This window comes from Aurantibrevibacter litoralis, assembly GCF_034651555.1.
Lineage (GTDB): Bacteria > Bacteroidota > Bacteroidia > Flavobacteriales > Flavobacteriaceae > Aurantibrevibacter > Aurantibrevibacter litoralis.
This window is the reverse complement of the sequence record NZ_JAYEEQ010000006.1, coordinates 101,253-127,591: the sequence shown is the minus strand read 5'-3', so window position 1 is coordinate 127,591 and position 26,339 is coordinate 101,253. Positions and strand designations below refer to the sequence as shown.

General features: G+C 41.1%; 32 protein-coding genes. 26 read left to right on the top strand and 6 right to left on the bottom strand.

Annotated features, from left to right (window positions below):
* Window positions 1-27: 27 nt before the first annotated feature.
* The 4 genes from U1E44_RS07345 (at window position 28) to U1E44_RS07330 (ending at window position 3,709) form a co-directional block, all read left to right on the top strand.
* Window positions 28-1,323: a polysaccharide deacetylase family protein gene (locus tag U1E44_RS07345; protein WP_322930417.1), complete on the top strand. Its 1,296-nt coding sequence runs from the start codon at window positions 28-30 to the stop codon at window positions 1,321-1,323.
* A complete protein-coding gene (locus tag U1E44_RS07340) occupies window positions 1,316-2,005 on the top strand; it encodes a YjjG family noncanonical pyrimidine nucleotidase (RefSeq protein ID WP_322930416.1) in 690 nt (229 codons plus the stop codon). The genes U1E44_RS07345 and U1E44_RS07340 overlap by 8 nt, the downstream gene beginning before the upstream one ends.
* Window positions 2,006-2,064: 59 nt before the next feature.
* Window positions 2,065-2,613: a hypothetical protein gene (locus U1E44_RS07335; RefSeq protein ID WP_322930415.1), complete on the top strand. Its 549-nt coding sequence runs from the start codon at window positions 2,065-2,067 to the stop codon at window positions 2,611-2,613.
* A gap of 226 nt (window positions 2,614-2,839) precedes the next feature.
* The gene (locus U1E44_RS07330) at window positions 2,840-3,709 is read left to right on the top strand and encodes a hypothetical protein (protein WP_322930414.1); all 870 of its coding nucleotides are present in this window, start codon (window positions 2,840-2,842) and stop codon (window positions 3,707-3,709) included.
* On the opposite strand, the gene U1E44_RS07325 is transcribed toward U1E44_RS07330, so the two are convergent.
* Window positions 3,706-4,983 (bottom strand): replication-associated recombination protein A, encoded by a 1,278-nt coding sequence (locus U1E44_RS07325; RefSeq protein ID WP_322930413.1) that lies wholly within the window; start codon window positions 4,981-4,983, stop codon window positions 3,706-3,708. The two genes, U1E44_RS07330 and U1E44_RS07325, sit on opposite strands and share 4 nt — an antisense overlap.
* 230 nt (window positions 4,984-5,213) lie before the next feature.
* On the opposite strand from U1E44_RS07325, the gene U1E44_RS07320 reads away from it, so the two are divergent.
* The gene (locus tag U1E44_RS07320) at window positions 5,214-5,621 is read left to right on the top strand and encodes an endonuclease domain-containing protein (protein WP_322930412.1); all 408 of its coding nucleotides are present in this window, start codon (window positions 5,214-5,216) and stop codon (window positions 5,619-5,621) included.
* A 558-nt stretch (window positions 5,622-6,179) separates the two neighbouring features.
* Window positions 6,180-6,941 carry a rhomboid family intramembrane serine protease gene (locus U1E44_RS07315; protein WP_322930411.1) on the top strand — a complete coding sequence of 254 codons (762 nt, stop codon included), beginning with the start codon at window positions 6,180-6,182 and terminating at the stop codon, window positions 6,939-6,941.
* A gap of 155 nt (window positions 6,942-7,096) precedes the next feature.
* On the opposite strand, the gene rlmB is transcribed toward U1E44_RS07315, so the two are convergent.
* The 5 genes from rlmB to U1E44_RS07290 form a co-directional block, all read right to left on the bottom strand.
* The gene (rlmB, locus tag U1E44_RS07310; RefSeq protein ID WP_322930410.1) at window positions 7,097-7,843 is read right to left on the bottom strand and encodes a 23S rRNA (guanosine(2251)-2'-O)-methyltransferase RlmB; all 747 of its coding nucleotides are present in this window, start codon (window positions 7,841-7,843) and stop codon (window positions 7,097-7,099) included.
* 273 nt (window positions 7,844-8,116) lie between these two features.
* Window positions 8,117-8,869 (bottom strand): hypothetical protein, encoded by a 753-nt coding sequence (locus tag U1E44_RS07305; protein ID WP_322930409.1) that lies wholly within the window; start codon window positions 8,867-8,869, stop codon window positions 8,117-8,119.
* A gap of 121 nt (window positions 8,870-8,990) precedes the next feature.
* On the bottom strand, window positions 8,991-9,860 hold the full coding sequence (locus tag U1E44_RS07300; RefSeq protein ID WP_322930408.1) for a hypothetical protein: 870 nt from the start codon (window positions 9,858-9,860) through the stop codon (window positions 8,991-8,993).
* Window positions 9,861-9,887: 27 nt separating this feature from the next.
* Window positions 9,888-11,555 carry a SusD/RagB family nutrient-binding outer membrane lipoprotein gene (locus U1E44_RS07295; RefSeq protein WP_322930407.1) on the bottom strand — a complete coding sequence of 556 codons (1,668 nt, stop codon included), beginning with the start codon at window positions 11,553-11,555 and terminating at the stop codon, window positions 9,888-9,890.
* A 14-nt stretch (window positions 11,556-11,569) separates the two neighbouring features.
* Window positions 11,570-14,809 carry a SusC/RagA family TonB-linked outer membrane protein gene (locus U1E44_RS07290; RefSeq protein ID WP_322930406.1) on the bottom strand — a complete coding sequence of 1,080 codons (3,240 nt, stop codon included), beginning with the start codon at window positions 14,807-14,809 and terminating at the stop codon, window positions 11,570-11,572.
* Between the two features lie 647 nt (window positions 14,810-15,456).
* Between U1E44_RS07290 and rpsL the strand changes: the two genes are divergently transcribed.
* From rpsL to rplF, 20 genes are all read left to right on the top strand, one after another.
* The gene (rpsL, locus tag U1E44_RS07285; protein WP_322930405.1) at window positions 15,457-15,831 is read left to right on the top strand and encodes a 30S ribosomal protein S12; all 375 of its coding nucleotides are present in this window, start codon (window positions 15,457-15,459) and stop codon (window positions 15,829-15,831) included.
* A gap of 88 nt (window positions 15,832-15,919) precedes the next feature.
* A complete protein-coding gene (gene rpsG, locus U1E44_RS07280; protein WP_322930404.1) occupies window positions 15,920-16,396 on the top strand; it encodes a 30S ribosomal protein S7 in 477 nt (158 codons plus the stop codon).
* A 9-nt stretch (window positions 16,397-16,405) separates the two neighbouring features.
* Window positions 16,406-18,532 carry an elongation factor G gene (gene fusA / locus U1E44_RS07275; protein ID WP_322930403.1) on the top strand — a complete coding sequence of 709 codons (2,127 nt, stop codon included), beginning with the start codon at window positions 16,406-16,408 and terminating at the stop codon, window positions 18,530-18,532.
* Between the two features lie 12 nt (window positions 18,533-18,544).
* On the top strand, window positions 18,545-18,853 hold the full coding sequence (rpsJ, locus tag U1E44_RS07270; protein WP_322930402.1) for a 30S ribosomal protein S10: 309 nt from the start codon (window positions 18,545-18,547) through the stop codon (window positions 18,851-18,853).
* Between the two features lie 213 nt (window positions 18,854-19,066).
* Window positions 19,067-19,684: a 50S ribosomal protein L3 gene (gene rplC / locus U1E44_RS07265; RefSeq protein ID WP_322930401.1), complete on the top strand. Its 618-nt coding sequence runs from the start codon at window positions 19,067-19,069 to the stop codon at window positions 19,682-19,684.
* The gene (gene rplD / locus U1E44_RS07260; protein ID WP_322930400.1) at window positions 19,684-20,313 is read left to right on the top strand and encodes a 50S ribosomal protein L4; all 630 of its coding nucleotides are present in this window, start codon (window positions 19,684-19,686) and stop codon (window positions 20,311-20,313) included. Before rplC ends, rplD begins: the two co-directional genes overlap by 1 nt.
* Before the next feature lie 7 nt (window positions 20,314-20,320).
* A complete protein-coding gene (rplW, locus tag U1E44_RS07255; protein ID WP_322930399.1) occupies window positions 20,321-20,611 on the top strand; it encodes a 50S ribosomal protein L23 in 291 nt (96 codons plus the stop codon).
* 9 nt (window positions 20,612-20,620) lie between these two features.
* Window positions 20,621-21,445: a 50S ribosomal protein L2 gene (rplB, locus tag U1E44_RS07250; protein ID WP_322930398.1), complete on the top strand. Its 825-nt coding sequence runs from the start codon at window positions 20,621-20,623 to the stop codon at window positions 21,443-21,445.
* 12 nt (window positions 21,446-21,457) lie between these two features.
* On the top strand, window positions 21,458-21,736 hold the full coding sequence (gene rpsS / locus U1E44_RS07245) for a 30S ribosomal protein S19 (RefSeq protein WP_322930397.1): 279 nt from the start codon (window positions 21,458-21,460) through the stop codon (window positions 21,734-21,736).
* Window positions 21,737-21,739: 3 nt separating this feature from the next.
* Window positions 21,740-22,147, top strand: a complete 408-nt coding sequence (rplV, locus tag U1E44_RS07240; protein WP_322930396.1) for a 50S ribosomal protein L22 — start codon at window positions 21,740-21,742, stop codon at window positions 22,145-22,147.
* Window positions 22,148-22,157: 10 nt separating this feature from the next.
* Complete coding sequence (rpsC, locus tag U1E44_RS07235; protein WP_322930395.1) at window positions 22,158-22,904, top strand: 30S ribosomal protein S3; 747 nt, start codon at window positions 22,158-22,160, stop codon at window positions 22,902-22,904.
* A gap of 20 nt (window positions 22,905-22,924) precedes the next feature.
* Window positions 22,925-23,344: a 50S ribosomal protein L16 gene (gene rplP, locus U1E44_RS07230; RefSeq protein ID WP_322930394.1), complete on the top strand. Its 420-nt coding sequence runs from the start codon at window positions 22,925-22,927 to the stop codon at window positions 23,342-23,344.
* Between the two features lie 18 nt (window positions 23,345-23,362).
* A complete protein-coding gene (gene rpmC / locus U1E44_RS07225) occupies window positions 23,363-23,554 on the top strand; it encodes a 50S ribosomal protein L29 (protein WP_322930393.1) in 192 nt (63 codons plus the stop codon).
* 13 nt (window positions 23,555-23,567) lie between these two features.
* Window positions 23,568-23,825 (top strand): 30S ribosomal protein S17, encoded by a 258-nt coding sequence (rpsQ, locus tag U1E44_RS07220; RefSeq protein ID WP_322930392.1) that lies wholly within the window; start codon window positions 23,568-23,570, stop codon window positions 23,823-23,825.
* Window positions 23,826-23,827: 2 nt separating this feature from the next.
* Window positions 23,828-24,196 carry a 50S ribosomal protein L14 gene (gene rplN, locus U1E44_RS07215; protein ID WP_322930391.1) on the top strand — a complete coding sequence of 123 codons (369 nt, stop codon included), beginning with the start codon at window positions 23,828-23,830 and terminating at the stop codon, window positions 24,194-24,196.
* 13 nt (window positions 24,197-24,209) lie between these two features.
* Window positions 24,210-24,524, top strand: a complete 315-nt coding sequence (gene rplX / locus U1E44_RS07210; protein WP_322930390.1) for a 50S ribosomal protein L24 — start codon at window positions 24,210-24,212, stop codon at window positions 24,522-24,524.
* Between the two features lie 2 nt (window positions 24,525-24,526).
* On the top strand, window positions 24,527-25,078 hold the full coding sequence (rplE, locus tag U1E44_RS07205) for a 50S ribosomal protein L5 (RefSeq protein ID WP_322930389.1): 552 nt from the start codon (window positions 24,527-24,529) through the stop codon (window positions 25,076-25,078).
* 1 nt (window position 25,079) lies between these two features.
* Complete coding sequence (gene rpsN, locus U1E44_RS07200) at window positions 25,080-25,349, top strand: 30S ribosomal protein S14 (RefSeq protein ID WP_322930388.1); 270 nt, start codon at window positions 25,080-25,082, stop codon at window positions 25,347-25,349.
* A 20-nt stretch (window positions 25,350-25,369) separates the two neighbouring features.
* On the top strand, window positions 25,370-25,768 hold the full coding sequence (rpsH, locus tag U1E44_RS07195) for a 30S ribosomal protein S8 (RefSeq protein WP_322930387.1): 399 nt from the start codon (window positions 25,370-25,372) through the stop codon (window positions 25,766-25,768).
* A 21-nt stretch (window positions 25,769-25,789) separates the two neighbouring features.
* Window positions 25,790-26,332 carry a 50S ribosomal protein L6 gene (rplF, locus tag U1E44_RS07190; RefSeq protein WP_322930386.1) on the top strand — a complete coding sequence of 181 codons (543 nt, stop codon included), beginning with the start codon at window positions 25,790-25,792 and terminating at the stop codon, window positions 26,330-26,332.
* Window positions 26,333-26,339 lie beyond the last annotated feature (7 nt).

Here is a 26,339-nt window from a genome sequence, read left to right as displayed (position 1 = left end):
CCATCTTATGTTGAACAATAATAGCCTATGTTGCTGATCTATACCCATAAAATTACCCCTCGATTTACCTATATAGTAAAGCAACTCTTTACAAGGGTTTTGGGATTGGAAATTACCTTAACCACTAAGGTGGAAGATTTTATAAAGCATACAGGACCTAAAATAACCTACACCAAACAGCCACTTCAAAATGAATTTTTTATTCGCTCTAACGACTTGTTGTTTGAACAGGGGATTAATGATTTTCCTATAAAAATAGGGGATTGGGATGGTATACCCTGTTTTTTTGGAGCCGGTGAGCGCAGTAATGTGCCTTATGATATTTTTTCGGCGAGTTTTTACTTATTGAGTAGATACGAAGAGTATGTACCGCACATGAAAGATATGCACGGCAGATTTCCGCCTACCGAAAGTGTGGCGTATAGAGGCGGTTTTTTACGAATGCCTTTGGTCGATATTTGGACGTGGAAGTTATTTTCAAAACTTCAAGAGCGATTTCCCGCATTAGAGCAATCGAAAAGGGCTTATCGTTATGTTTCGGTTATCGATGTCACCTCGTCTCATTGTTATGCCCATAGAGGCTTTGTGCGAAGCACAGCGGGCCTATTTATGGATATTGGCGCCTTAAAATTAAAAAGGGCTTGGGAGCGTCTTCGCGTTTGGTTAAATGTACTTCCCGATCCGTACGATAATTATGAACATCTTATAAGAGTCCATAAAAAATTTGGGATTAAGAGTCTGTTTTTCTTTCAATTTGCGGCTTACTCCACCTATGACAAAAATGTGGCACCTACGAATGAAAAATTTAAACATTTAATAAAATCAGTGGCCGATTATAGTACCGTTTCTCTGGCGGCATCATATAGTTCATTTCAAAATGTACAGTTGCTAATGGAAGAAAAGAAAAAGCTATCGGGCGTCATTCACAGGCCTATTCATGCATCCCGATTTCGGTATAATCGCGTAGATGTACCCCAAACCTATCGCAATTTGGTGGAAGCAGAATTCACAGATGATTATACAATGGGATACACCCATGAGATAGGATTTAGAGCCAGCACCTCGCATCCCTTTTATTTTTACGATATTGGCCTAGAGGTACAACAACCTATAAAAATACATCCTTTTGCCGTACACGATTACGCCCTGTTAAAAATGACCGATTCCAACGAAATACAGCAAGAACTAACCACGATATACAGGCAAATAAAGGCGGTGAAAGGATGTTTTGTAACTGTATTTTCAAATGAACTACTGGGAGGGCAAAAAAGCACGGACTGGTTAAAAGTGTACGAAGCCGTAATTCAAAATTATCATGTTTAAAGGAATTGTAACAGATGTGTTTTTTGATCTAGACCATACCCTATGGGATTTTGAGAAAAATTCGGCACTTACGTTTAAAAAAATATTGGCTGAGGCTAATATTACAGTTAAGCTTGCCGATTTTTTGGAGGTGTACAAACCAATTAATTTAGAGCTTTGGAAACTATATAGAGAAAACAGGATTTCGCAGGCAGACTTGCGTTACAAGCGTTTAAAACAAACGTTTGATGTCTTGGGGCATACTATGGATAGCGAGCAGATAAACGCATTGGCAGGCCAGTATATCGTGCATTTGTCTACCTTCCCCAATCTGCTGCCGAATACACACGAAATTTTAAGGTATTTAAAACCGAATTACAAGCTACACATTATCACCAATGGATTTCAGGAAATACAGTATAAAAAGCTCCAAAATTCCCAAATCGATATTTATTTTGATCGTATCATTCATTCGGAAACCGTTGGCGTAAAAAAACCCCATCCGAAAATCTTTGAAATAGCCCTCGAAAAAAGTAAGGTTTTGCCAAAAAATGCGATTATGATAGGGGATAGCCTAGAGGCAGATATCCTCGGAGCCAAGGCCGTTGGGCTACACACCTTACACTTTAATGTGCACGGTGACCCGAAACACGATTTTAGTGCCATAATTTTTGACCTCATTGAAATAAAAAACTATTTATAGAGTTCTATAAGTAGAATGCTACCGGAAAGTTATATTTCCTATGTGCAGTACGCAGATAAATGAAAAGAATTCAGTTTTTTTGGGTATCCTCTTTTTTTGCATTAGTAATGCTTACTTCCTCTTGTATCCGGGATCAAAATTTTGAAAATCTCGAAGATCTTAGTGTTTTTCCTACCGTAACTGTTCCTCTTTTAGCCCTTGAGTCTATTGAAAATGGGTTTAATGAAGCCGAAAAATCGGAGGTTTTAACGCAGGAATTTACTTGGGATGAATTTTTGATGGAGAAGGAACGACTGCTGAGCGGTGTTGTAAGCTATCAAATAGATAATACCACCAGCAAGGAATTAAATGTAGTTGTGGCATTTTTGGATAGCACTGGATACGATTTAGATACCGAGTCGTTTTTGCTCCCTGCCGGGCCCACGGGAATTTTACAACGGGAAGTTACCTATGGTACAGCTTCCGGCAAGAATATCGATATTTTAAGAAATACCGCTTCAATTAATATACGCATTCAAAATTTAGGAGACAGCCATAGTTCGTCGGTGCTTTTAGATCCAAAAGTTAGTGTGGTATCTTCCGGCAAATTCAGTCTATCCGAAGAATAGCCTTTGATCAGGTCGTTTTTCGTTTTGAGGTATTACGGTAGTTCTTTGCTAAAGTCATCCGCTCTGTTTTTCAATTCAAATTTAAAATCCTATCTTGGTAATCTCATTTCAGAGTCACCTAAAAGAGTTAGAAATGAAGCAAAATAACGATCTTTAAAGAAAAAAAGAGATCATTTTAGGTGCCTGCAAATACCGGTCACGATTAAAAAAAAATAAAACTATCCCTATGAAGAATGTGCTTTTTGGTCTTTTGGTAATGGCCACTTCTATGTCGTTTGGGCAAGTGTCGTTAAATGATTATGAGTATGTCATTGTGCCTAAAAAGTTCGATGGCTTTAAAACAGAAAATCAGTATCTTACCAGTACCTATGTTAAATATCTTTTTACCGAAAAGGGGTTTAAAACGGTGTATGATGATGAATTGCCTCAAGAACTCAATGCGAATCGCTGTTTAGGATTGCTTATAGGGCTAAAGGACGATTCTAATATGTTTACCACAAAAACTACCTTACTATTGAAGGATTGCAGCTCCAGAGAGGTATTTGCGTCAAAACAAGGGACAAGTAAAATAAAGGAATTTAAAGCCGCCTACAAGGAGGCTATTGAGGCAGCATTTTCTTCCTTTAATGAAGTGGACTACGCCTATAATGGAGCACTAACCAAAGACAATTCGCCCCTAACCGTTAGCTTCAAAGACGATGTGAAGCAATTGGGTGCTCCGAAAGAAACCGTATCGGTACCTACACCTAATCCTTTGGTGGTGCAACGAGCTACACCCGATGAGCAACTGTATAAAAGCAATGAACCGGTGCCTTCTCAGTTTAAAAAGGCAGAAGTGCAATTTCAGGTAACACCCAAAGGTGCTCCTGCCGATGCAACTGCGGTTTGGTATGCCCAAGTAATGCCTTATGGCTATCAGTTGGTAGATAGCTCACCCAAAGTACAAATGCAACTCTATAAGAGCTCCGTTCCTGATGTTTTTATGGCGAAAAAAGAAGATAAAAGCGGTGTCGTCTTTCGGAAAGATAACAAATGGTTTTTCGAATATTACGCAGGTGCTTCCCCCGTTATAGAGGAAATTAGCATTAAATTTTAAAGTGGGTACTTGTTTTTCCAACGTGATAGTAGAAACTCTTTAACCGATTTTTCTTTGGCATTCTCTCCGGGCTGGTAAAAGGATGTTCCCACAATTTCGTCCGGTAAAAACTCCTCCGCGACAAAATTTTGAGGGTAATCATGGGCGTATTTGTAGTTGGATCCATAACCCAAATCTTTCATTAATTTCGTAGGTGCATTGCGCAGTGCCAAAGGAACCGATAAATCTCCGGTTTCTTTTACCAGCTGTTGCGCCTTACCTATTGCGGCGTAACTAGTATTGCTTTTGGGTGAGGTAGCCAGATAAATAGCGCACTGACTTAAAAGGATGCGAGCTTCCGGATAGCCAATGGCGGCAACGGCCTGAAAAGTGGTATTGGCTAAGACCAAAGCGGTAGGATTGGCCAGCCCAACATCTTCCGAGGCCGAAATAAGCATGCGTCGTGCTATAAATTTTACATCTTCGCCACCTTCAATCATTCGAGCCAACCAATACACAGCAGCATTAGGATCGCTCCCGCGAATCGATTTTATGAATGCCGAAATGATATCGTAGTGTTGTTCCCCCGCTTTGTCGTATAGCACCGTATTTTGCTGTACCTGTTGTAACACCATGGCATCGGTAATTACGATGGGTTCGGTAAGTGCTGAATGTACTACGAGTTCAAATATATTGAGCAATTTGCGACCGTCTCCACCAGACAAACGCAGCAGGGCTTCCGTCTCCTTTAATGCGATTTGTTTCGATTTTAAAATAGGATCCTCTACGAGGGCTCTCGTTAACAAAGCTTCTAAATCGTCCTTGCCAAAAGGATGTAATACATATACTTGACATCGGGACAATAGGGCGGGAATGACCTCAAAACTGGGATTCTCAGTGGTAGCACCAATAAGCGTTACCCAGCCTTTTTCTACAGCAGCTAAAAGGGAATCTTGTTGCGATTTACTGAATCGATGAATCTCATCAATAAAAAGGATCGGATTTTTGGGAGTAAAAAGTCCACCACTTTGCTTTGCCTTATCAATAATATCGCGAACATCCTTCACCCCGCTACTAATGGCGCTCAGCGTATAAAAGGGTCTGCCACTTTCATGGGCAATAATCGCTGCCAAAGTCGTCTTTCCCGTGCCTGGAGGCCCCCAAAGAATGAGGGAAGGGATGAGGCCTTTTTTAATTTGCGCATACAGTGCACCACCTTCACCCACCAAATGATGCTGACTTATATAGGCATCGAGTGTTTTGGGCCGTATGCGTTCTGCCAAAGGTTCATTCATGCCTTAAAATTACTATATTTCCGTTGATTAGTGTAAGTTGGTTATTTTCGATTTCAAAAAAGATTGGAATGAAGGATCAAATAAGTTCCCCTTTTGGGAGGGGAGGGGGTGTGTAAAAACCAAAAGCAAATGTGCAACGATATTTTGATTGTATGTTACAAGCCTGGGATTGCACCGAATTAAGTTCCCCTCTTGAGAGGGGTCAGGGGTGTGTAAAAAAACAAAGGCAAATGCAAAAAAGAAAGATCATACCATATCATCCAAAGCTTAAAGAGTTGGCAAGGCAGCTTAGGAACAATTCGACCAAAGCGGAAATCATCCTTTGGCAAAAACTCAAAAGGAAACAAATGCATGGATATGATTTTCACCGCCAAAAACCAATAGACCATTATATATTGGACTTCTTTTGCCATGAATTGATGCTGGGCATTGAAGTGGATGGATATTCCCATCAAATTATTGAGGTATTCAATAAGGATATTGAGAAAGAAAAGGTTATGGACAGGTTAGGGATTGGGATTCTAAGGTTTACCGATGATCAAGTACTGAAAGATACGGACAATGTGGTAAGGGCGATAGAGGATTATATCACTAACTTCGAAAAACACACCTCCGGCCCCTCTCAAGAGGGGAGCTGAAGGTGGGGTCGAATATTAAGTTTAAATACAGATATACAATGTGTTGAGGGCAATGGTACGCTATATTGCCAATTTCAAAGAACACACCCCCGACCCCTCTCAAGAGGGGAGCTGAAGGTATTTTCGCTTTTTCAAAACCTCAAAGATAAATAACAGGATAAAAAAACAATTGACCAATGCCGTTGACCCCTCGCTTACGGGAAATTTCAGCCATCAAGAGTAGGGCTATGCGTATTTTGTGCCTGATAAATGGGATTGTTTTTTTTTGTATTAAAAAAACACCGACCAAGCACCCGGGTCAATCGATTTCAAAAAGGTCGGAACGAAGGATCAAATAAGTTCCCCTCTTGAGAGGCGTTGCACTGAGCCTACCGAAGTGGGCCGGGGGTGTGTAAAAACCAAAAGCAAATGTGCAACGATATTTGGATTGTATGTTACAAGCCTGGGATTGCACCGAATTAAGTTCCCCTCTGAAGAGGGAAGCTGAAGGTAACATAATTGTCGGGTTTTTATAACTTAGCGGTTGTAAGACCGGATAACCATCTCAAAAATGGATCAATGGAACAGGAACCCTATTTTAAATTCGATAATTCTGTAATTGGATTGCCTTTACTCTTTGCTTTGGTATTATGGTTTGTGTATTGGGTAGAGGTTAGGTTTGGTTTCAATTTCACATCCTTGGGAGTATTACCCAGGACCTTTTCTGGCTTAATAGGTATTGTGCTAAGCCCTTTTATTCATGGTTCCGTGTCGCATTTATATAACAATACGCTGCCTTTGATCCTATTAACTGCAGCCTTGTTTTACTTTTATAGAAATAGCGCATGGCAGGTACTCCTTATCGGTATGCTTATGTCCGGGGGTATAACTTGGGGTATAGGAAGACCATCGTACCATATTGGTGCAAGTGGAATTATTTATGTGTTAGTAAGTTTTATTTTTTTTAAGGGGATTTTTACCAAATACTATCGATTGATAGCGCTTTCCCTGATTATTGTTTTTATTTATGGCAGTTTGGTCTGGTATATTTTTCCGGTTGAAGATGGTATTTCTTGGGAAGGCCATTTGGGCGGTTTCTTAACAGGACTTTTGCTTGCGGTTTTGATAAAAACGAAGACACCTTCACCCAAAAAATACTTTTGGGAACAAGAGGATTATTCGGAGGAAAACGATGAATTTATGCAACATTTTGACGAAGATGGTAACTTTATTGAATCCCCTCAAGAACCCCCAACTGAGGAGACCCAAGTATTAGGTGAAGATAAAAAAATTAAAATCAGGTATTATTACAAGCGCAACACGAAAGAGGATGAAGACTGATGCGGGTGCTGTTGGAGTTTTTGTGTGAAGCAACTAAATGTAGGATGCTTTTTTTTAAAAAAGCAAAGAAGTTTTTTTTAAGGTAAAAACCATCAACCATCAACCATCAACCATCAACCATCAACCATCAACGGTCAACCGTCAACTATCAACGGTCAACCATCAACTATCATTCGCTGTCGTACCACTTCGTACAGAAAAACACCGCAGGCCACGGAAACATTAAGCGAACCTATTTTCCCCATAAGGGGAAGTTTGGCAGTGGCATCCACGACCTTTAAAATCGAAGGAGAAATCCCTGTATCCTCGGCACCCATTATTATAGCGCATGGTTCGTTAAAGGAAACGGAATAAATGGTGTTGTTGGTTTTTTCGGAGGCGGCTATCACCTTGATGCCTGAGGCCTGAAGATAAAAAACCGCATCTTTAAGGTGGTCTACTTTTGCAATCGGCACTTTAAAGACCGCCCCTGCAGAGGTCTTTATGGTGTCTGCTGTAACCGGAGCGCCTCCTTTTTTTTGGATAATGATCCCATCAACACCTGTACACTCAGCCGTTCGGATAACGGCTCCAAAGTTGCGTACATCCGAGAGTTGATCCAAGAGTAGAAAAAGGGGCTTTTCCTTATGCGCAATTGCGTTTTCTACCAACTCCTCTAGGCTATAAAAAGAAATGGGAGAAATGGTAGCGATAACGCCCTGGTGGTTGTTTTTGCTAAGGCGGTTTAGTTTTTCCACAGGAACATACGAGACGCCAATCCCTTTGTGCCGTATTAGGGTTTCCAGTTCTCGCGACAAATCGCCTCGCAGTCCTTTTTGGATAAAGATCTTATCCACGGGTTTGTCGGCTTGTAGTGCTTCTATAATTGCGCGTATACCGTAAATTTGAGTGTTGTTTTCCATAAGGGCAAAGGTAGGTATAAAACGGAAGTGGTATATGTGTTGGAAGCTTGAACATTTTTTTTCGCAAAAAACAATCAGAAGCTTTTTAGTTTTTCCCCGGAGTGCTGTTTGCAAATTTCACAAGAAATTTTTAGGAGATCTTTACAGGGATGCAAAACAATAGGTGAATATCGACTTTAGTTCGATTAATCCATTTGGGTTGTTGGGTTATTAGATCAATAGTTCACATTATGGCATGTAGATAAGGCTTACATGAAGAATTTAGTGATTACTCTAAAAAGTGGTGTTGATATAATTGAACAAAACGATAAGATCTTTTTCTTCTTTAAGTTTAAGTTTGTTTTCCTTCATGTAGCTTCTTAGGGTGGACTGCATTGATTTTTCAAAAAGGGCTATAAACTTGGATGTCTGTTGAGGCATTTCCATAATTTGATCGATACCGTTAAGGCTAACAAAGAATGTTTCAAACTGGACAAACCTACTTGGAGTAGGACGCGTTTGGGGATTAATGGGGGTCGTGGCGGGTACATATATGGCTTTGAGCCTTTTAAAAAGCTTTGATGAAGATCCATTTACCAGTAGGTGTAGGTAGCCGGTGGAGATAGTCCCTTTGGTATCGGTAAAAGCACGGTAACTTAAATCGACATTTTTATAGCGAGCTCTAAAATTACTGTTTTTTACAAGTCCTTGTACGGTTTCCTCCGGAAGTGTGGTCTTTTTTAACTCTATTTGATCATCGTAGGCGTTATAGCGCAGGTAAAAATCGCCTAAAAACTCATCCTTGTCATACAATTGACCTTTGCTAAAATTTTCATCTTCAAAGGGTGTGCCCAAGGCTTTAGATACATTTACCGTGGTTTCTGTACCTTTAAGATGAACAAAGAATTGGTTAAAAGCAGGTTGTACTCGTAAAAGGTTGTCTTGTGGGGAGGCACCACTTGGTAAATTTCCAAATTGTGCCCGCTGTTGCGCAATACAAAAGATTCCGCTGCAAAAACAAAAAAGTAAAAATAAGGATGTTTTCATAGTACGTGTTATTAATTGATTACCTACCTAAATATAGGGTTTTATTGCTGCCATTATTAAAAAAATAGGGATGCTTTTTGGAGCATCCCTATGTATATTCTTATTCTACCAAAAATTGGGCTTAAGGACAAATACTTAATGTAACGAGACCAACACCTGGTCCAGGACCGTCGCTAAATATCTCTTCGCCGTCCAACAGAATTTTGTATTCATGTTCGCCCTCAAAACTACCAGCAGTGTATTCAATGGTAAATTCTTCCGTACCTACGGGAACGTTAAAGACATGTACGGCTACATCACCCTGATCTGTGGTTACCGTGATATCCTGGCTAACGCCATCAATGGTTACCGTTAAAAAGGCGCCATCCCAGCCATCACCAAAATTGTCGAGAAGGTCGAAAGTGTACTCACCAGCCACCGGGTTCAACGGAATACAGGCTACTGTTGCGAAGTACCTATATGGAGATCTAAAAAAGGAGGAACTTTCTACGTTTCCGGCGGCATCGCCTACGGTGAAAGTCCTACCGTCAGTCAGATTCAACAACAAGCGAAATTGTATCCGATCGCCACCCACAAAATCATTGGTGGTTATTCCCAAAGTTGCAAGCACTTGATCTAGAGAAGCAGTGAGGTTAGTTCGTGGTAGCCCAAATTCATCAATGCTAAACTCACTTGCACTAATGGTTCTTAAAAGGACTTCACTGCCAGCATCCTGAAAGCTGCCGGCTGGGGTTCTTTTCTGTAACGTAACAAATACGTCCACTGATTGCATTAGGTCTCCATCTTCGGCATCCTGTTCCCCAAAGGTAACAGAAAATTCAGATGTGGTGTCAAAAAAGTTAAACACACCACTCTCCACTTCAAAAGTCCGCAATACAGCTCCGTTGGTTGTTTCTGCAAGGGCTCTATTGGGAGCTGCATCATCGTTTTCGCATCCTACCCAAATTAGGGATAGGAGTGCTAAAAGAGAAATATTATATATTTTTTTCATTGTCATTTATTTTAACGTTATACCAAATTAGTTGGCTATTGGGAAACCAGGTGAAGGTGGGTTAGTATCCCAAAATACCTGAGTGGTCACACTTTGCCGCTGTTGAATATTGGTGTTGTTGTTTGCCGCGCTCGCAGGATATCTAAACGAACGTATAAAGCCACCTGCGCCGGCTAAAGGCTCACGATTGGGTTGCAATGTGGTTGGGAATCCGGTTCGTCTGTAGAAATTCCAATTTCCAATACCGTTACCATAACCGGCAATCCAGTATTGCTGTGCCATTATGTTCCATTTGCCATCATTAGTAGCCGCATCAAAAGCAGTAGCCACGGCAGTACTATGTGCGGTAACTTCCGCCGGGGTTGCAAAGAAGCTTTCATCGGCAGTAGCATCCAATGGGCCAAATGCCAATACCTTGGTCACCGACTTTTCAACGCCGGCCAATAAGTCAGCTCTGCCATTGACAGGATTCGTAAGCATAGCCACTTCGGCTTTCATAAAATCGACCCATGAGGCCAACATGATGGGAGTTATACCCGCGCCTTGAGCTCCAAAACCTTGGTTAATTCGGCTAAATCGATTATCATCAAACATTCCTCCGGCAGGATATACTCCATGTGCGGTACGCAATAGTCCATCCGGGGGGATACCGTCGTTATCCCCATGATCTCTTCCCCAATATCCATTAGGCAATCCACAGAAAGTAAAGCCGCCATCAATGTAATGTTGGGGAGGTGTTTCTAAAGAGCAAGATATTTGTTCTTCATTTGGAGGAGCTCCAGCTTGCCCGGGTACAGCATTCGTTTGCCTGTAAAAGTAATACCGAAGCCTCGGATCGTTGCTTGTCTGCATTTCATTCACCAACCAATTGGCTACGTAATCCCCTGCACCGGTTGGCGCATAATTCTGAGCGTAATTGGGATGCCGCGTATCGGGTTGTACCGGATTGGTACGCCATTGAAACTGAAAATCGTCTGCCGAACTGGTGATGTAATTGCCTGAAGCTACAATAGCATTGAATTTGCTGATAGCCGTAGCATCCACCAATCGGCTTTGCAAATAGAGCTTCATTTTTAGGGTATTGGCCAATTTTATCCATTTATCATAATCACCATCATAGTAGAAATCTATGGCCGGTTCGGCAGAAAAGTCATCTCTGTTAAAATTGCTGATGGCTTGGTCTAACAGGCCAATAGCCGCTTCGTAGATACTGGCACCGGAATCTAATTTTGGGTTAAAGTTGGCCTCACTAAGGGCTGTAATGGCCTCCGTGTAAGGAATATCTCCAAAAAAGTCGACCAAACTCGTCATCACGTCGGCTTCGATCACATTGGCTATACCAAGGTGAAGAAATTGTTCATTTTCTTGCGCTAGTGGTTCCATGGCACGGATATCAGCCAATATTTCTCTATATACGGCTTCCCATTCTCGATCAAACTCATTAGGCCCGAAGGAGTTGAGGTAGTTTCGGAATTGAAAGTCGCTCAGACGCACCAAGCCACCTGCGTCTTCTCCTAAACTGTCGATGACAGCCGCATAACGCAATTGAACGGAGTTTAAAAAGAAATCAACATCCGCTTGTTCCGGAGAGAGCGCATTAGGATTCTCCGTAAGGTCTAGTTCGGTTGTTTCACAGGAGTGGAATATAAAGATCCCGATAATCCCGATAAATGCAAGTTTAAAAATATTTTTCATCGTCTATTTTTTTATTAGAATGTGGCTTTTACACTAAAACCGTAGCGTCTGGAACTGGGACCGTTCATGAAATCGAAGCCCCTGCTGTTCCCTACGCCGACACCGGCTACGTTAGGATCAAAATTGACTCCATCTGGAGTGTTTATGGCATCGAACCAAAGGTTAAAACCTGTTAAGGTAAAGGATACTGTGCCAAAAGGCGTCTTATCCAAAAATTTAGAAGGAAGGCTATAGCCTAAGGATAATTCCTGTAAACGGATGACAGATGCATCGTACACCTGCAGTTCATTAGGGCCAAACAATATGTTGTCAAAATAAAAGCCGGAGTTGTTGATCTGTACGTTGTTCGGTTGGCCCGTGGCTTGTGAAACCCCCGGTAAAATAAAGGATTCGCGCCTGTCTGAAGTGTCTGTAGTTAAACCTCTTCCCAGAAGGGTCGCTATGGTTTGAGAATATATATCCCCACCGTGGGTATAATTTACCAAGAAATTTAGGTTGAAATTCTTGTACTTAAAGGTGTTCGACACGTTAAGCGTCCAATCCGGATTAGGATCCCCTATTTTAAATTGGCCTTCTTCGATCACATAGTTTCCTTGGCCATCGACTAAAAAGTTCCCGGCATCATCCCTTAAAATTCGGCTACCTACCAAAACACCTAATGGTTGTCCTTTAATGGCAGCGTTACCTAAATTGCTAAATCCGGCAAAAACGATAAGATCGGTATCGGCACCCAGATCGGTAACCTCTGATTCGTTGAGCGTCCAGTTGGTATTCACATTCCATCCAAAGCCATCACTTGTTTTTGGTTGAAAAAGATCGATACCTAAATCCACTTCCACGCCTTCGCCTTCAATTTCCCCAATATTGGTTTGGGTCGACTCAAAGCCTGTTGATGGATCCAAAGCTCGATCTACAATTAGGTCTTGTGTAGTTCTCAGGTAAGCAGACACCTCTAGGTTAATGCGGTTGTTCCACCAGCGCGATTCGATCCCAACCTCAAATTCTTCCAAAGTTTCCGGTTCCAAACCAGGGTTACCCAAAACGCTGCTGGTTGTGTTGATTACCACATTGCTGCCACCAGAATCCTGAAAGCGTTGTGTATTAAGTGTCAGGGTATTTGCTGTTGGAAATCCGGTAGGAAAGTTGGCGGACGTTCCGTAACCAGCACGGATTTTAAGGTAGTTCAAGGCTTTACTATCTTTAAGTCCTTCAATGGCTGTTGTAGGAATAAAAGATACGCTGGCACTTGGATAAAAAATAGCCCTGTTTTCCGACTCTAAGTTAGACACCCAATCGTTACGTCCCGATACATTTAAGTATAAAAATCGCTTGTAATCGAAATCCACCTGCCCGTAGGCTCCTGTAATATTCCGCTCTCGAAAGAACTGAATTTCGTCCTGAAGTCCGAAGTTAAAATGACGTAGAACCCCAAATACTTGTTGTCCGCTACTGGACACCCCATTTTGATCAAAAATTTCCCTTCTGGAGGTAATACCGGCGTTAAAGGTCATGCCAATAGATTCCGAAAGACTATATTGTCCGTTTAGCAACAAGTTATGATCCCAAATGGTATTGGTGTTATTCCAGGTTTGGTAAATTCCGGCCCGCAACTGGGTATTGTCAGAAACCCCACCTTTATTTTGGGAATTGGTGTTGTTTTCGCTGTACACATCGATACCTGCCCTATACGTTACATTAAGGTTGTCATTGATCAAATAAGTAAGTGACGCATTACCAAAAACCCGGTAGGTTTCTTGTCTGGTTTGCGCATTGGCTACCGTCCACAAAGGGTGTTGTATACTGTTATTCTGGCGGTAATACACACTGGAACCGTCCAAAGGATTTTCGAAAGGCAACCCTATTAAATCCACACTTCGGGGGGTGAAAAAGATATTGGAAAAAATGGAAGATCCTGTTGACGTGTCAAATACGGCGTTACCATCTCCTGCCGCCACCGGAGGGGATTTAAAATCGGTACGGGTAAAGTTTAAGGCACCGGATGTGGTAAATTTATTCGACAATTCAGCACGACCACCAATACCAAAGGTATTTCGGGTAAGCTTATTGCCCGGCGTAAACCCTTCATCGCTTAAGTTGCTGAAGTTGGTGTTGTACGAAAACTTGCCATCGGCAGAACTTCCGCCTACATTGACAGAGTTGTTGGTAACCGTACCCGTCCTGAAAAAAGCCTCTACATTATTATAAGGTTTATATTGATATCGCACCCCTTCAAATTCAGGGAACGCATCACTGAACGAGGCGGTATAGTACGGGTGGGGTAGTGTGCCATCAGCCGCTATACCACCACCGGCATTAAGAAAGCCGTCGATACCTCCGGCACGAAAGTTGGGCCCCCAGTTGCTAAAGAACCAGCCAAAAGCTTGGTCAAAACCGTTACCATACTCATTTTGGTAATCGGGTAAAGAGGCAATTTCATTGAAGAAAACCGAGGATTGCACGGTAACTTCAAATTTTTTGTTGCCGCCGCCGGCAGCGCCATTTTTGGTGGTAATCAAGATTACCCCGTTACGTCCTTGAGTTCCATAAAGCGTGGCTGCTGCCAAACCCTTTAAGACGTTTACACTTTCAATGCTGTTCGGATCTAAATCCAAAAAGCGACTCGACCCATTATTTCCATTAACGAAGTCATTGTCCCCACCATTTTGAGATTGCCCATTGGTGTCACTACTAAAAGGTACTCCGTCTACAATAAATAAGGGCTGGTTGCTACCACTAAAAGTGCTCAGACCTCGAATAACGATACTGGTTCCCGATCCGGAAAGACCGCTTTGTTGGGTAATCTGCAAACCTGAGGCTTTCCCGGAAAGCACCCGCCCAATGTCACCTTCTGAGCGTTGCTCCAATTGTTCAGAATTCACCTCGGCAACGGCATATCCTAAGGATTTCTTTTCTCTGGTAATCCCCTGAGCGGTTACAATAACCTCTTCCAAGGCTTGGGCGTCTTCGGTCATCTGCACGTTGATGGCGTTTTGCGCTCCTACCAAACGACGCTCTAATTTCTGACCAATGTAGGTAAACAATAAGTTTTGGCCAGGACTTGCGCTTATGGCGTAATTCCCGTCAAAATCGGATTGGGTACCAACAGAAGTCCCTTCTACAACGATATTTACCCCGGGCAACGGCAGACCATCCTGATCTGTAATTGTACCGGTAATCGTTTTTTGTTGTGCAAAGGAAAATTGCACAACCAACGCTAGAAAAAGCGTTAAGATTCCATTAAATTTTGTTCTCATTTTTAAATTATTTGAATTAGCTGGCGTAAAAATGAGATTTTAGACGTAATAATCCAAACTAATTTTAATAAAACTTTAAGATTATATGAAAAAATATAACTTCATCGCTAAACTCTGTTAAAAATTACATTTTACTAATTCTCAGGTTATTCTATTGAAAAGTCCATATTTTTGGTTAGTATTTTGGCTTTTTCAATCTAAAGATTCCCCGACCCTTGGGTCGGGGTTTCCTATTTACCTCTCCTTTGGAGAGGTCGGAACTGTCTTTTTGCAGTTCCGGGTGAGGTGAAATACAAAATTTCGGTTTTTGGCCCAAAGGCCAAAATGAAACTGGCAAAATACCTCTATGGCTTGCCTCGGGGATAGTCAGTTTCAAGAAATTTTTTATTGGGTTTTTTGTGTTGATTTAAAGGTTTTTTTAACAAAGTAACTTTGTAAATATGCTCCAGTGGGGCGTAAAGGAGGGGTTACCTATAGCTATTGCATGCCTTTATGCGCCATAAAAGAGGGGTGGTTTTATAAGCGCTGGGGACTAAAAATAAAAATAGCCCAAAATTAATAGTATAAGATTTGAATTTTTACAAAATAGTATTACATTTGCCAGCCCTTAAAAGAGGGTATCGTTTTATACATATATAATATATAGTATGCCAACAATTTCACAATTAGTACGAATAGGAAGAGCCACAATTACCAAGAAGAGTAAATCGGCTGCTTTGGATTCGTGTCCTCAACGAAGAGGGGTATGTACTAGGGTTTACACTACGACACCAAAGAAACCAAACTCGGCAATGCGAAAAGTTGCTAGGGTTAGGTTGACTAATGGGAAGGAAGTAAACGCTTATATCCCGGGTGAAGGTCACAATCTACAAGAGCACTCGATAGTATTGGTTAGAGGCGGAAGGGTAAAAGATTTGCCTGGTGTGAGGTACCATATCGTTCGAGGTGCTTTGGATACTGCCGGTGTGGCAGGAAGAACCCAGCGAAGGTCTAAATACGGTGCAAAACGCCCAAAAAAGTAGGATGAATTTAGGAAGTAGGGATTTTTTAGTGAGCATCTTTGAAGAATGAAAGCTCAAACTTGAAACCTGAACCCAAAAACTTAAAAAAATGAGAAAAAAACAGGCAAAAAAAAGGCCATTGTTACCCGATCCTAAATTTAACGATCAGTTGGTTACACGCTTTGTGAACATGATGATGTGGGATGGTAAAAAATCTGTTGCTTTTAAGGTGTTTTATGATGCCATAGACATTGTAGAGGCAAAAAAAACAGACGAGGAAAAAACAGCATTAGAATTGTGGAAAGATGCGCTTTCTAATGTGATGCCACACGTAGAAGTGCGTAGCAGAAGGGTTGGTGGAGCTACATTTCAAATACCTATGCAAATTAGACCAGACCGTAAAATTTCTACAGCGATGAAATGGTTGATTAGTTATTCGCGGAAGCGCAATGAAAAAGCGATGAGCCAAAAATTAGCCGGAGAAATTTTGGCGGCTGCCAAGGAAGAAGGCGCTGCTGTAAAGAAACGAATGGATACACATAAAATGGCAGAAGCCAATAAGGCATTCTCTCACTTTAGATTTTAATTACCAGAAATGTCAAGAGATTTAAAATATACAAGAAATATCGGAATTGCTGCCCATATTGACGCCGGTAAAACAACCACTACCGAGCGAATTTTGTTTTATACAGGGGTAAGCCATAAAATAGGAGAGGTGCACGATGGCGCCGCTACCATGGACTGGATGGAGCAGGAGCAGGAACGCGGTATTACAATTACCTCCGCAGCAACTACCTGTACATGGAATTTCCCTATGATCAATGGGGAGAAAGTGGAGGCTACAAAACCGTACCACTTTAATATTATCGACACACCGGGTCACGTAGATTTTACCGTAGAAGTAAATCGTTCTTTACGCGTTCTAGACGGATTGGTGTTTTTGTTCAGTGCGGTAGATGGTGTGGAACCACAGTCGGAAACCAACTGGCGATTGGCCGATAATTACAAAGTACCCCGAATGGGATTTGTTAACAAAATGGACCGACAGGGTGCAAATTTCCTTAATGTATGCAATCAAATTAAGGAAATGCTAAAGTCTAATGCCGTACCTATTGTATTGCCGATTGGTGATGAAGTAGATTTTAAAGGGATTGTAGACTTGGTTAAAAACAGAGCCATTGTTTGGCATGAGGATAATATGGGATCTACATTTGATGAAATCCCAATTCCTGAAGACATGGCAGCCGAAGTAAAGGAATACAGGGCGGCTTTAATAGAAGCTGTAGCAGAATACGATGAAACCTTGATGGAAAAATTCTTCGAAGATGAAGATTCCATTACAGAAGATGAAGTACATACTGCACTAAGAGCTGCGGTGATGGATATGAGTATTATTCCTATGATTTGCGGTTCATCCTTTAAAAATAAAGGCGTACAATTTTTGTTAGACGCCGTTTGCCGCTACCTGCCTTCGCCTTTAGATAAGGAGGCTATTGTAGGCATTAATCCGGATACAGACCTCGAAGTATCCAGAAAACCAGATCCTAAAGAGCCATTTGCGGCATTGGCCTTTAAAATTGCTACAGATCCTTTTGTGGGGAGATTGGCATTTTTTAGGGCATATTCCGGTAGATTAGATGCAGGTTCTTATGTATTGAACAATCGTTCAGGAAACAAGGAACGCATTTCCAGAATCTATCAAATGCACGCCAACAAACAAAATGCGGTAGATTTTATCGAAGCGGGGGACATAGGAGCAGCAGTTGGTTTTAAAGATATTAAAACAGGAGATACCTTGTCTAGCGAAAAGCATCCGATCGTATTAGAAAGTATGAACTTCCCGGATCCTGTAATTGGTATTGCTGTAGAGCCGAAAACCAAGGCAGATGTAGATAAGTTAGGGATGGCCTTGTCCAAGCTTGCAGAAGAGGATCCTACCTTTCAGGTAAAGACCGATGAAGCTTCCGGACAAACCATTATTTCTGGTATGGGTGAGTTGCATTTGGATATTATTGTAGACAGACTGCGAAGAGAATTTAAGGTAGAGGTAAACCAAGGACAGCCTCAAGTAGAATATAAAGAGGCGCTTACAGCTAAGGCGGATCACCGTGAAGTGTATAAGAAACAGAGTGGAGGTCGTGGTAAGTTTGCAGATATTGTGTTTACGATGGAGCCGGCAGAGGAAGGTAAATCTGGTTTGGAATTTATAAATGTTATAAAAGGAGGAAATATCCCGAGAGAATTTATTCCTGCAATAGAGAAAGGATTTAAAGAAGCCATGAAGAATGGACCTTTAGCCGGGTTTGAAATGGACAGTATGCGAATTACCTTAAAGGATGGATCCTTCCATGCGGTGGATTCTGATTCGCTGTCTTTTGAATTGGCTGCCAAAATAGGGTACAAAGCGGCGGCTAAAGCGGCCAAAGCTGTACTTATGGAGCCTATAATGAAGATGGAGGCTTTAACACCAGAAGAAAATATGGGTGATATTGTGGGCGATCTTAACAGAAGACGCGGCACGATTACCAATATGGATGATAGAGCAGGAGCCAAAGTAATTAAAGCATTAGTGCCACTTTCAGAAATGTTTGGTTACGTTACTTCATTGCGAACGTTATCCTCAGGTAGGGCTACGTCTACCATGGAGTTTTCGCACTATGCGGAAACACCGTCGAATATTGCAGAAGAAGTTATTAAGGCAGCCAAGGGCGTAACAGCGTAATACATACTAGAGATGAGTCAGAAAATCAGAATGAAATTAAAATCGTACGACCATAATTTGGTAGATAAGTCGGCCGAGAAGATCGTTAAAACAGTGAAGACAACGGGTGCTGTGGTAACAGGGCCAATTCCGTTGCCTACGCACAAGAAGATATTCACGGTATTGCGTTCACCACACGTTAACAAAAAATCGAGAGAACAATTTCAATTGTGTTCGTATAAAAGGTTGTTAGATATTTACAGCTCTTCACCAAAAACAATTGATGCACTTATGAAGTTAGAACTTCCCAGTGGTGTAGAGGTGCAAATAAAGGTGTTGTAAACCTTTCTAGCTAGGTTTTCGTGTAAAGCAATTGCAGTTGTTTTTTTGAGAGTAAAAAAGGAGTATTCGCCGTAGTGAGTACCGACATGTCCGGAGCGTTTCGCAAAGGAAAAATGGAAAAAATACATTCAGGGTTGAATTATTTTTTTGACCCTTTTTTTTTGAAGCATAGTATAGTTTAAAGGAAGTATTCAATAATTAATTAAATAGTATATGTCTGGGTTAATAGGTAGAAAAGTAGGTATGACCAGCATTTTCGACGAAAACGGAAAGAACATTCCGTGTACTGTTGTCGAGGCTGGACCATGCGTAGTTACCCAAGTCAGAACCGAAGAGGTAGACGGGTATAGTGCCCTTCAACTTGGTTTCGATGACAAGGCAGAAAAGCGTGCAAATAAGGCCGAAAGTGGTCATTTTAAAAAAGCAGGCGTTTCTCCCAAGAAAAAAGTCGTTGAATTTCAAGGTTTCGAAGGAAGTTTCAAATTGGGAGACACCATAGGCGTGGATCACTTTGTGGAAGGAGAATATGTGGATGTCATTGGAACCTCCAAAGGAAAGGGATTTCAAGGAGTTGTTAAGCGGCATGGGTTTGCCGGTGTAGGTCAATCTACGCATGGACAACACAACAGGCTTAGAGCACCCGGTTCTGTGGGCGCATCATCCTACCCGTCTCGTGTTTTTAAGGGAATGCGGATGGCAGGAAGAATGGGAAATGACAGAGTAACCGTTCAGAATTTGGTGATTTTAAAAATAGTTCCGGAAAAAAATCTTTTAGTGATAAAGGGTTGTATTCCTGGTCATAAAAACGCTTACGTAACTATAGAGAAGTAATGAAGGTAGCAGTTTTAGATATTACGGGAAAAGAAACAGGCAGAAAGGCAGAGCTTTCAGATGCTGTTTTCGCTATAGAACCTAATAACCATGCGGTGTATTTAGATGTAAAACAGTTCTTGGCGCATCAGCGGCAAGGTACGCATAAGTCTAAAGAAAGGGCAGAGATTGCGGGGAGTACAAGAAAGATAAAGAAACAAAAAGGTACGGGTACTGCTCGTGCAGGAAGTATTAAGTCTCCGGTTTTTAGAGGTGGAGGTCGTATTTTTGGCCCACGTCCAAAAGATTACACCCAGAAATTAAACAAAAATGTGAAGCGTTTGGCTAGAAAGTCTGCCTTTAGTATTAAGACCAAAGAAAATGCACTTATAGTGGTAGAGGACTTTAGTTTCGAGACGCCAAAAACAAAGGATTTTAAGCAGATTTTAAAGTCTTTAGGGCTTGAAAATAAAAAATCTTTATTTGTGTTGGGTGATACAAATAATAGTGTATATTTGGCATCACGCAATTTAAAGCGATCTGAGGTTATAACAAGCTCAGAATTAAGCACTTACAAAATTTTAAATGCGCATAATATTGTGCTCCTTGAAGGTTCATTAGAGGCGATAGAGTTGAACTTAACTAAATAGTGGAATAATGAGTGTGTTGATAAAACCAATTATTACAGAAAAGATGACGGCGGACAGCGAATTGTACAACCGTTATGGTTTCATTGTAGCGTTAAGTGCAAATAAGATTCAAATAAAAAATGCAGTTGAAACTGCCTACGGCGTTTCTGTAAATAAAGTGCGAACTCTTAATTATGGGCCATCACGCAAGACGCGATTCACCAAAACAGGAGTTCAACATGGTAAAACGGGAGCCTTTAAGAAAGCTATCGTTGATATTGCCGAAGGAGATACAATTGATTTTTACAGTAATCTATAAAGACAAAAAATGTCAGTTAGAAAATTAAAACCAATCACTCCCGGACAGCGTTTTAGAGTAGTAAACGGATTTGACGCCATTACTACTGATAAGCCGGAGAAAAGTTTAGTAGCTCCGTTAAAAAAGTCGGGAGGTAGAAACAGTCAAGGAAAAATGACCATTCGCCAAAAAGGGGGTGGTCATAAAAGGAGATATCGTATTATAGATTTTAAAAGAGACAAGCAAGGGGTTCCGGCTACTGTAAAATCTATAGAATATGATCCCAACAGAACGGCATTTATTGCGCTTGTAGCGTACGCGGATGGTGAAAAAAGATATGTCATTGCCCAAAACGGATTGCAAGTAGATCAAGTAATTGCGTCCGGCACACAATCGGCTCCGGAAATTGGGAACGCATTACCTTTGGTAGAAATTCCGCTAGGAACAATTATTTCCTGTATTGAATTGCGCCCGGGTCAGGGAGCGGTTATGGCCAGAAGTGCGGGCACCTTTGCTCAATTGATGGCTAAGGACGGTCGGTACGTAACCATAAAACTTCCTTCAGGGGAAACGAGATTGGTTTTGTCTGGATGTTTGGCTACTATAGGTGCAGTGTCCAATTCGGATCATCAGTTATTGGTGTCCGGTAAGGCAGGAAGAAGCAGGTGGTTAGGAAGAAGACCGAGAACAAGACCGGTAGCAATGAACCCTGTAGATCACCCAATGGGTGGTGGCGAAGGAAGGGCTTCCGGAGGGCATCCAAGATCAAGAAACGGAATTCCTGCAAAGGGGTACAGAACACGTTCCAGAAAAAAGGATACGAACAAGTATATTATAGAACGTAGAAAGAAATAAAAAGAAAAACAAATGGCACGTTCATTAAAAAAAGGACCTTTTGTTCAGCTTAGTTTGGATAAAAAAATTCAACTGAATGTTGAAACGGGTAAAAAATCCGTAATAAAAACATGGTCTAGGGCATCAATGATAACACCGGACTTTGTGGGTCAGACCATTGCAGTGCATAACGGAAAACAGTTTGTGCCTGTTTATGTTACAGAAAACATGGTAGGGCATAAGCTAGGAGAATTTTCGCCAACGCGCTCGTTTAGGGGTCATGCCGGTGCAAAAAATAAAGGAAAAAAGTAAGCTATGGGAGTTCGAAAAAGACAAATGGCCGAAAGGATTAAGGCAGAAAAGCAGCAAGTTGCCTTCGCTAAATTAAATAATTGTCCAACGTCACCTCGAAAAATGCGTTTGGTTGCAGATTTGGTACGTGGAGTTCGGATAGAAAAAGCACTTGCGATTTTAAAGTTTAATCAGAAGGAAGCTTCACGAAAACTTGAAAAATTGCTGTTATCGGCAATTGCGAATTGGCAATCTAAAAATGAGGAGGCCAATATTGAGGAAGCAGATCTTTATGTAAAAGAAATCCGTGTAGACGGGGGAAGTATGTTGAAAAGGCTAAGACCGGCTCCGCAAGGAAGGGCACATAGAATTAGAAAACGTTCCAACCATGTTACCTTGGTTTTGGAAGCAAACAATAACACACAAAGCTAGAGGATAAAGTATGGGACAGAAGACAAATCCAATCGGCAATCGCCTAGGTATTATTAGAGGATGGGAATCTAACTGGTATGGCGGTAAAGATTATGGTGATCGGCTTGCCGAAGACGATAAAATTAGAAAATATGTTCATGCAAGATTGGCTAAGGCAAGTGTGTCTAGGGTCATTATAGAGCGTACCTTTAAGTTGATAACTGTAACCATTACTACAGCAAGACCCGGAATTATCATTGGTAAGGGTGGGCAAGAAGTAGATAAGCTAAAAGAAGAGCTAAAGAAAATTACAGACAAAGAGGTTCAGATCAATATTTACGAAATCAAAAGACCTGAGATTGATGCTAAGTTGGTTGCAGCGAGTATCGCTCGTCAGATAGAAAGTAGGATATCGTACAGAAGAGCTATTAAAATGGCTATTGCCGCAGCAATTCGTATGAACGCGGAGGGTATAAAAGTAATGATTTCAGGAAGGTTAAACGGGGCAGAAATGGCACGTTCAGAATCCTTTAAAGAAGGCAGAATTCCGTTATCTACCTTTAGAGCCGATATTGATTATGCCTTAGATGAAGCGCAAACCACCTATGGTAAATTGGGTATAAAAGTGTGGATTATGAAGGGTGAGGTGTACGGTAAGAGAGAACTTTCTCCTTTAGTTGGTATGACAAAGAGTCCGTCCACATCAGGAGGTTCAGGAACGGGAGGAGCTAAATCACAACGTCCAGACGGAGCAAGAAAACCACGACGAAGAAAGTAATTTTTTAAAGAAGCAAAAAGATGTTACAGCCAAAAAGAACCAAGTTTCGCAAAATGCAGAAGGGCCGTATGAAGGGGATTTCCGGAAGGGGACATCAACTTTCAAATGGTATGTTCGGGATCAAGTCATTAGAAACTAGTTTTATAACTTCAAGACAGATAGAAGCCGCTCGTATAGCAGCTACCCGATATATGAAAAGGGAAGGTCAATTGTGGATTAAAATTTTTCCGGATAAGCCTATTACCAAAAAGCCTTTAGAGGTTCGTATGGGTAAAGGAAAGGGAGCACCGGAATATTTTGTAGCGGTGGTATTGCCGGGTAGGGTGATGTTTGAAGTAGCCGGGGTTTCATTAGATATTGCCAAAGAAGCGTTGCGTTTAGCAGCTCAAAAACTTCCGGTGAAAACAAAGTTTATTATCGCAAGAGACTATTCAGCTTAATTTTTCAATCTACGGATCATGAAACAATCAGAAATAAAAGAGTTAACGATAGAAGAGTTAAAAGAAAAGTTGGCCGAGTTTAAAAAACAGAATGCAGATTTAAAAATTGCGCACTTTGTAACTCCACTAGAAAATCCACTGCAAATACGAAAAGTGAGAAGAACGGTGGCACGATTGGCAACAGAATTAACAAAAAGGGAAAACCAATAATGGCTTCTGCTTTATGGAAAAAAGAAATTTAAGAAAAGAGAGAATCGGGGTTGTGACCAGCAGCAAAATGGAAAAGTCCATTGTTGTGTCTGAAGTAAAACGCGTGAAGCACCCAATGTACGGAAAATTCGTTTTGAGAACAAAGAAATATGTGGCTCACGATGAAAAGAATGATTGCAACATTGGCGATACAGTAAAAATTATGGAAACCCGGCCATTAAGCAAGACGAAATGTTGGAGATTAGTGGAAATCATAGAAAGAGCTAAATAATTATGTTACAGCAAGAATCTAGGTTAAGAGTAGCCGATAATACAGGGGCAAAGGAAGTTTTGACCATCCGTGTGTTGGGAGGAACAAAAAGACGCTATGCTTCTATTGGCGATAAAATTGTAGTTACTGTAAAAGAAGCCACCCCAAATGGGGCTATTAAAAAGGGTGCGGTGTCTACGGCAGTAGTCGTGCGTACCAAAAAGGAAGTAAGACGACCAGACGGTTCGTATATCCGCTTCGATGACAATGCCTGTGTGCTTTTAAATCCCGCTGGTGAAATGCGTGGAACACGGGTTTTTGGGCCAGTAGCCAGAGAATTGCGTGATAAGCAGTTTATGAAAATTGTATCATTGGCTCCTGAGGTGCTATAAAAGCTATAAAGAGATGATAAAATTAAAAATTAAGGTTGGAGATGTAGTGAGAATAATCTCCGGTGACCATAAAGGCGTAGAAGGTAAAGTTTTACGTGTAGATAAGGAAAAGAACAAGGCCATTGTAGAAGGAGCTAATTTGGTTTCTAAACATGAAAAGCCAAGTGCAAAAAATCCGCAAGGAGGAATCACAAAAAAGGAAGCTCCTGTACATATTTCCAATCTTTCGCTTATTGATCCTAAATCAGGAAAGGCAACGAGAGTTGGTTTTGAACTAAGAGACGGAAAGAAGGTAAGGGTCTCTAAAACATCTAATGAAGTAATTTAGTTATGGCTTACATTCCAAGATTAAAAGAAGAATATAAAGAGCGCATTATTAAGGCGCTAAAGGAAGAATTTGGGTACAAAAACGTTATGCAAGTTCCGAAACTTGAAAAAATAGTAGTGAGCCGTGGTGTGGGAGCTGCGGTAGCCGATAAGAAGTTAATCGATCACGCCGTAGATGAGTTAACAAAAATTACCGGTCAGAAGGCTGTAGCTACACTATCTAAAAAGGATGTGGCTAACTTTAAATTGCGTAAGGCCATGCCTATTGGTGCAAAAGTAACCTTACGTGGCGAGAAGATGTATGAGTTTTTAGATCGTTTGGTAACAACGGCCTTACCCCGTGTTAGGGATTTCCAAGGGATTAGAGCTACAGGATTTGATGGACGCGGAAATTATAACTTGGGTGTCACGGAACAAATCATATTTCCCGAAATCAATATTGATAAGATCAATAGAATCAACGGAATGGATATTACCTTTGTAACCTCTGCGGATACCGATAGGGAAGCAAAATCATTATTAACGCAATTGGGATTACCTTTTAATAAGAATTAGTATGGCTAAAGAATCAATGAAAGCTCGCGAGGTAAAAAGAGCAAGAACCGTTGCCAAATATGCTGAAAAGAGAAAGGCCTTAAAAGAGGCAGGCGATTACGAAGGGTTGCAAAAACTACCCAAAAACGCCTCTCCGGTGCGTATGCACAACCGATGTAAGCTTACGGGTAGGCCTAAAGGGTACATGAGAACTTTTGGCATTTCTCGTGTGTTGTTTAGGGAAATGGCGAACCAAGGGTTAATTCCCGGAGTTACAAAAGCAAGTTGGTAACACTTTAAAAGGTAAAAGAAATGTTTACAGATCCTATAGCAGATTATTTAACACGAATTAGAAATGCCAGCAGTGCAGGTCATAGAGTGGTAGAAATACCAGCTTCTAATTTAAAAAGAGAGATAACAAAAATATTATTCGATCAGGGATATATTTTAAGTTATAAATTTCAGGAAGATGCAGTACAAGGGACAATAAAGATTGCCCTTAAATATGATAAAGTAACCAAAGAACCGGTAATCCGAAATATAAAGAGAGTGAGTACCCCCGGCCTTCGGAAATATGTAAACTCTAACGAGTTGCCTCGGGTGCTTAATGGATTGGGTGTTGCCATCATTTCTACTTCGCATGGTGTGATGACCAGTAAACAGGCCAAAAATGAGAATGTAGGTGGTGAAGTGCTGTGTTACGTGTATTAATTATTAAAAGAGTTAAAAAGTATGTCTAGAACAGGTAATAATCCGATAGCAATACCCTCCGGTGTCACTGTAGATATCAAGGAGAATATTATTACTGTAAAAGGTAAATTGGGAGAGCTAACGCAGGAATACTCAGGATCTTCGGTAAAAGTAGAAGAGGGTCAGGTTTTTGTAACTCGACCATCAGACGGGAAAGAGGAAAAGGCGAAACACGGACTTTACAGATCGTTGATATACAATATGATCAAGGGTGTTTCTGAAGGTTGGGTGAAGGAATTGGAATTGGTAGGTGTAGGATACAGAGCCAGTAATGAAGGTCAGAAATTGGATCTGGCATTAGGATTTTCACATAATATTGTGTTTGAATTGGCTCCTGAAGTGAAAGTGGAAACAGTTTCCGAAAAAGGGAAAAACCCTATCGTGAAATTAACTTCCCACGATCGTCAGTTGGTGGGTCATATTGCCGCTAAAATAAGATCGTTCAGAAAACCCGAACCGTATAAAGGAAAAGGGATTAAGTTCGTAGGAGAACAATTAAGAAGAAAAGCAGGTAAATCAGCTTAATACGTAG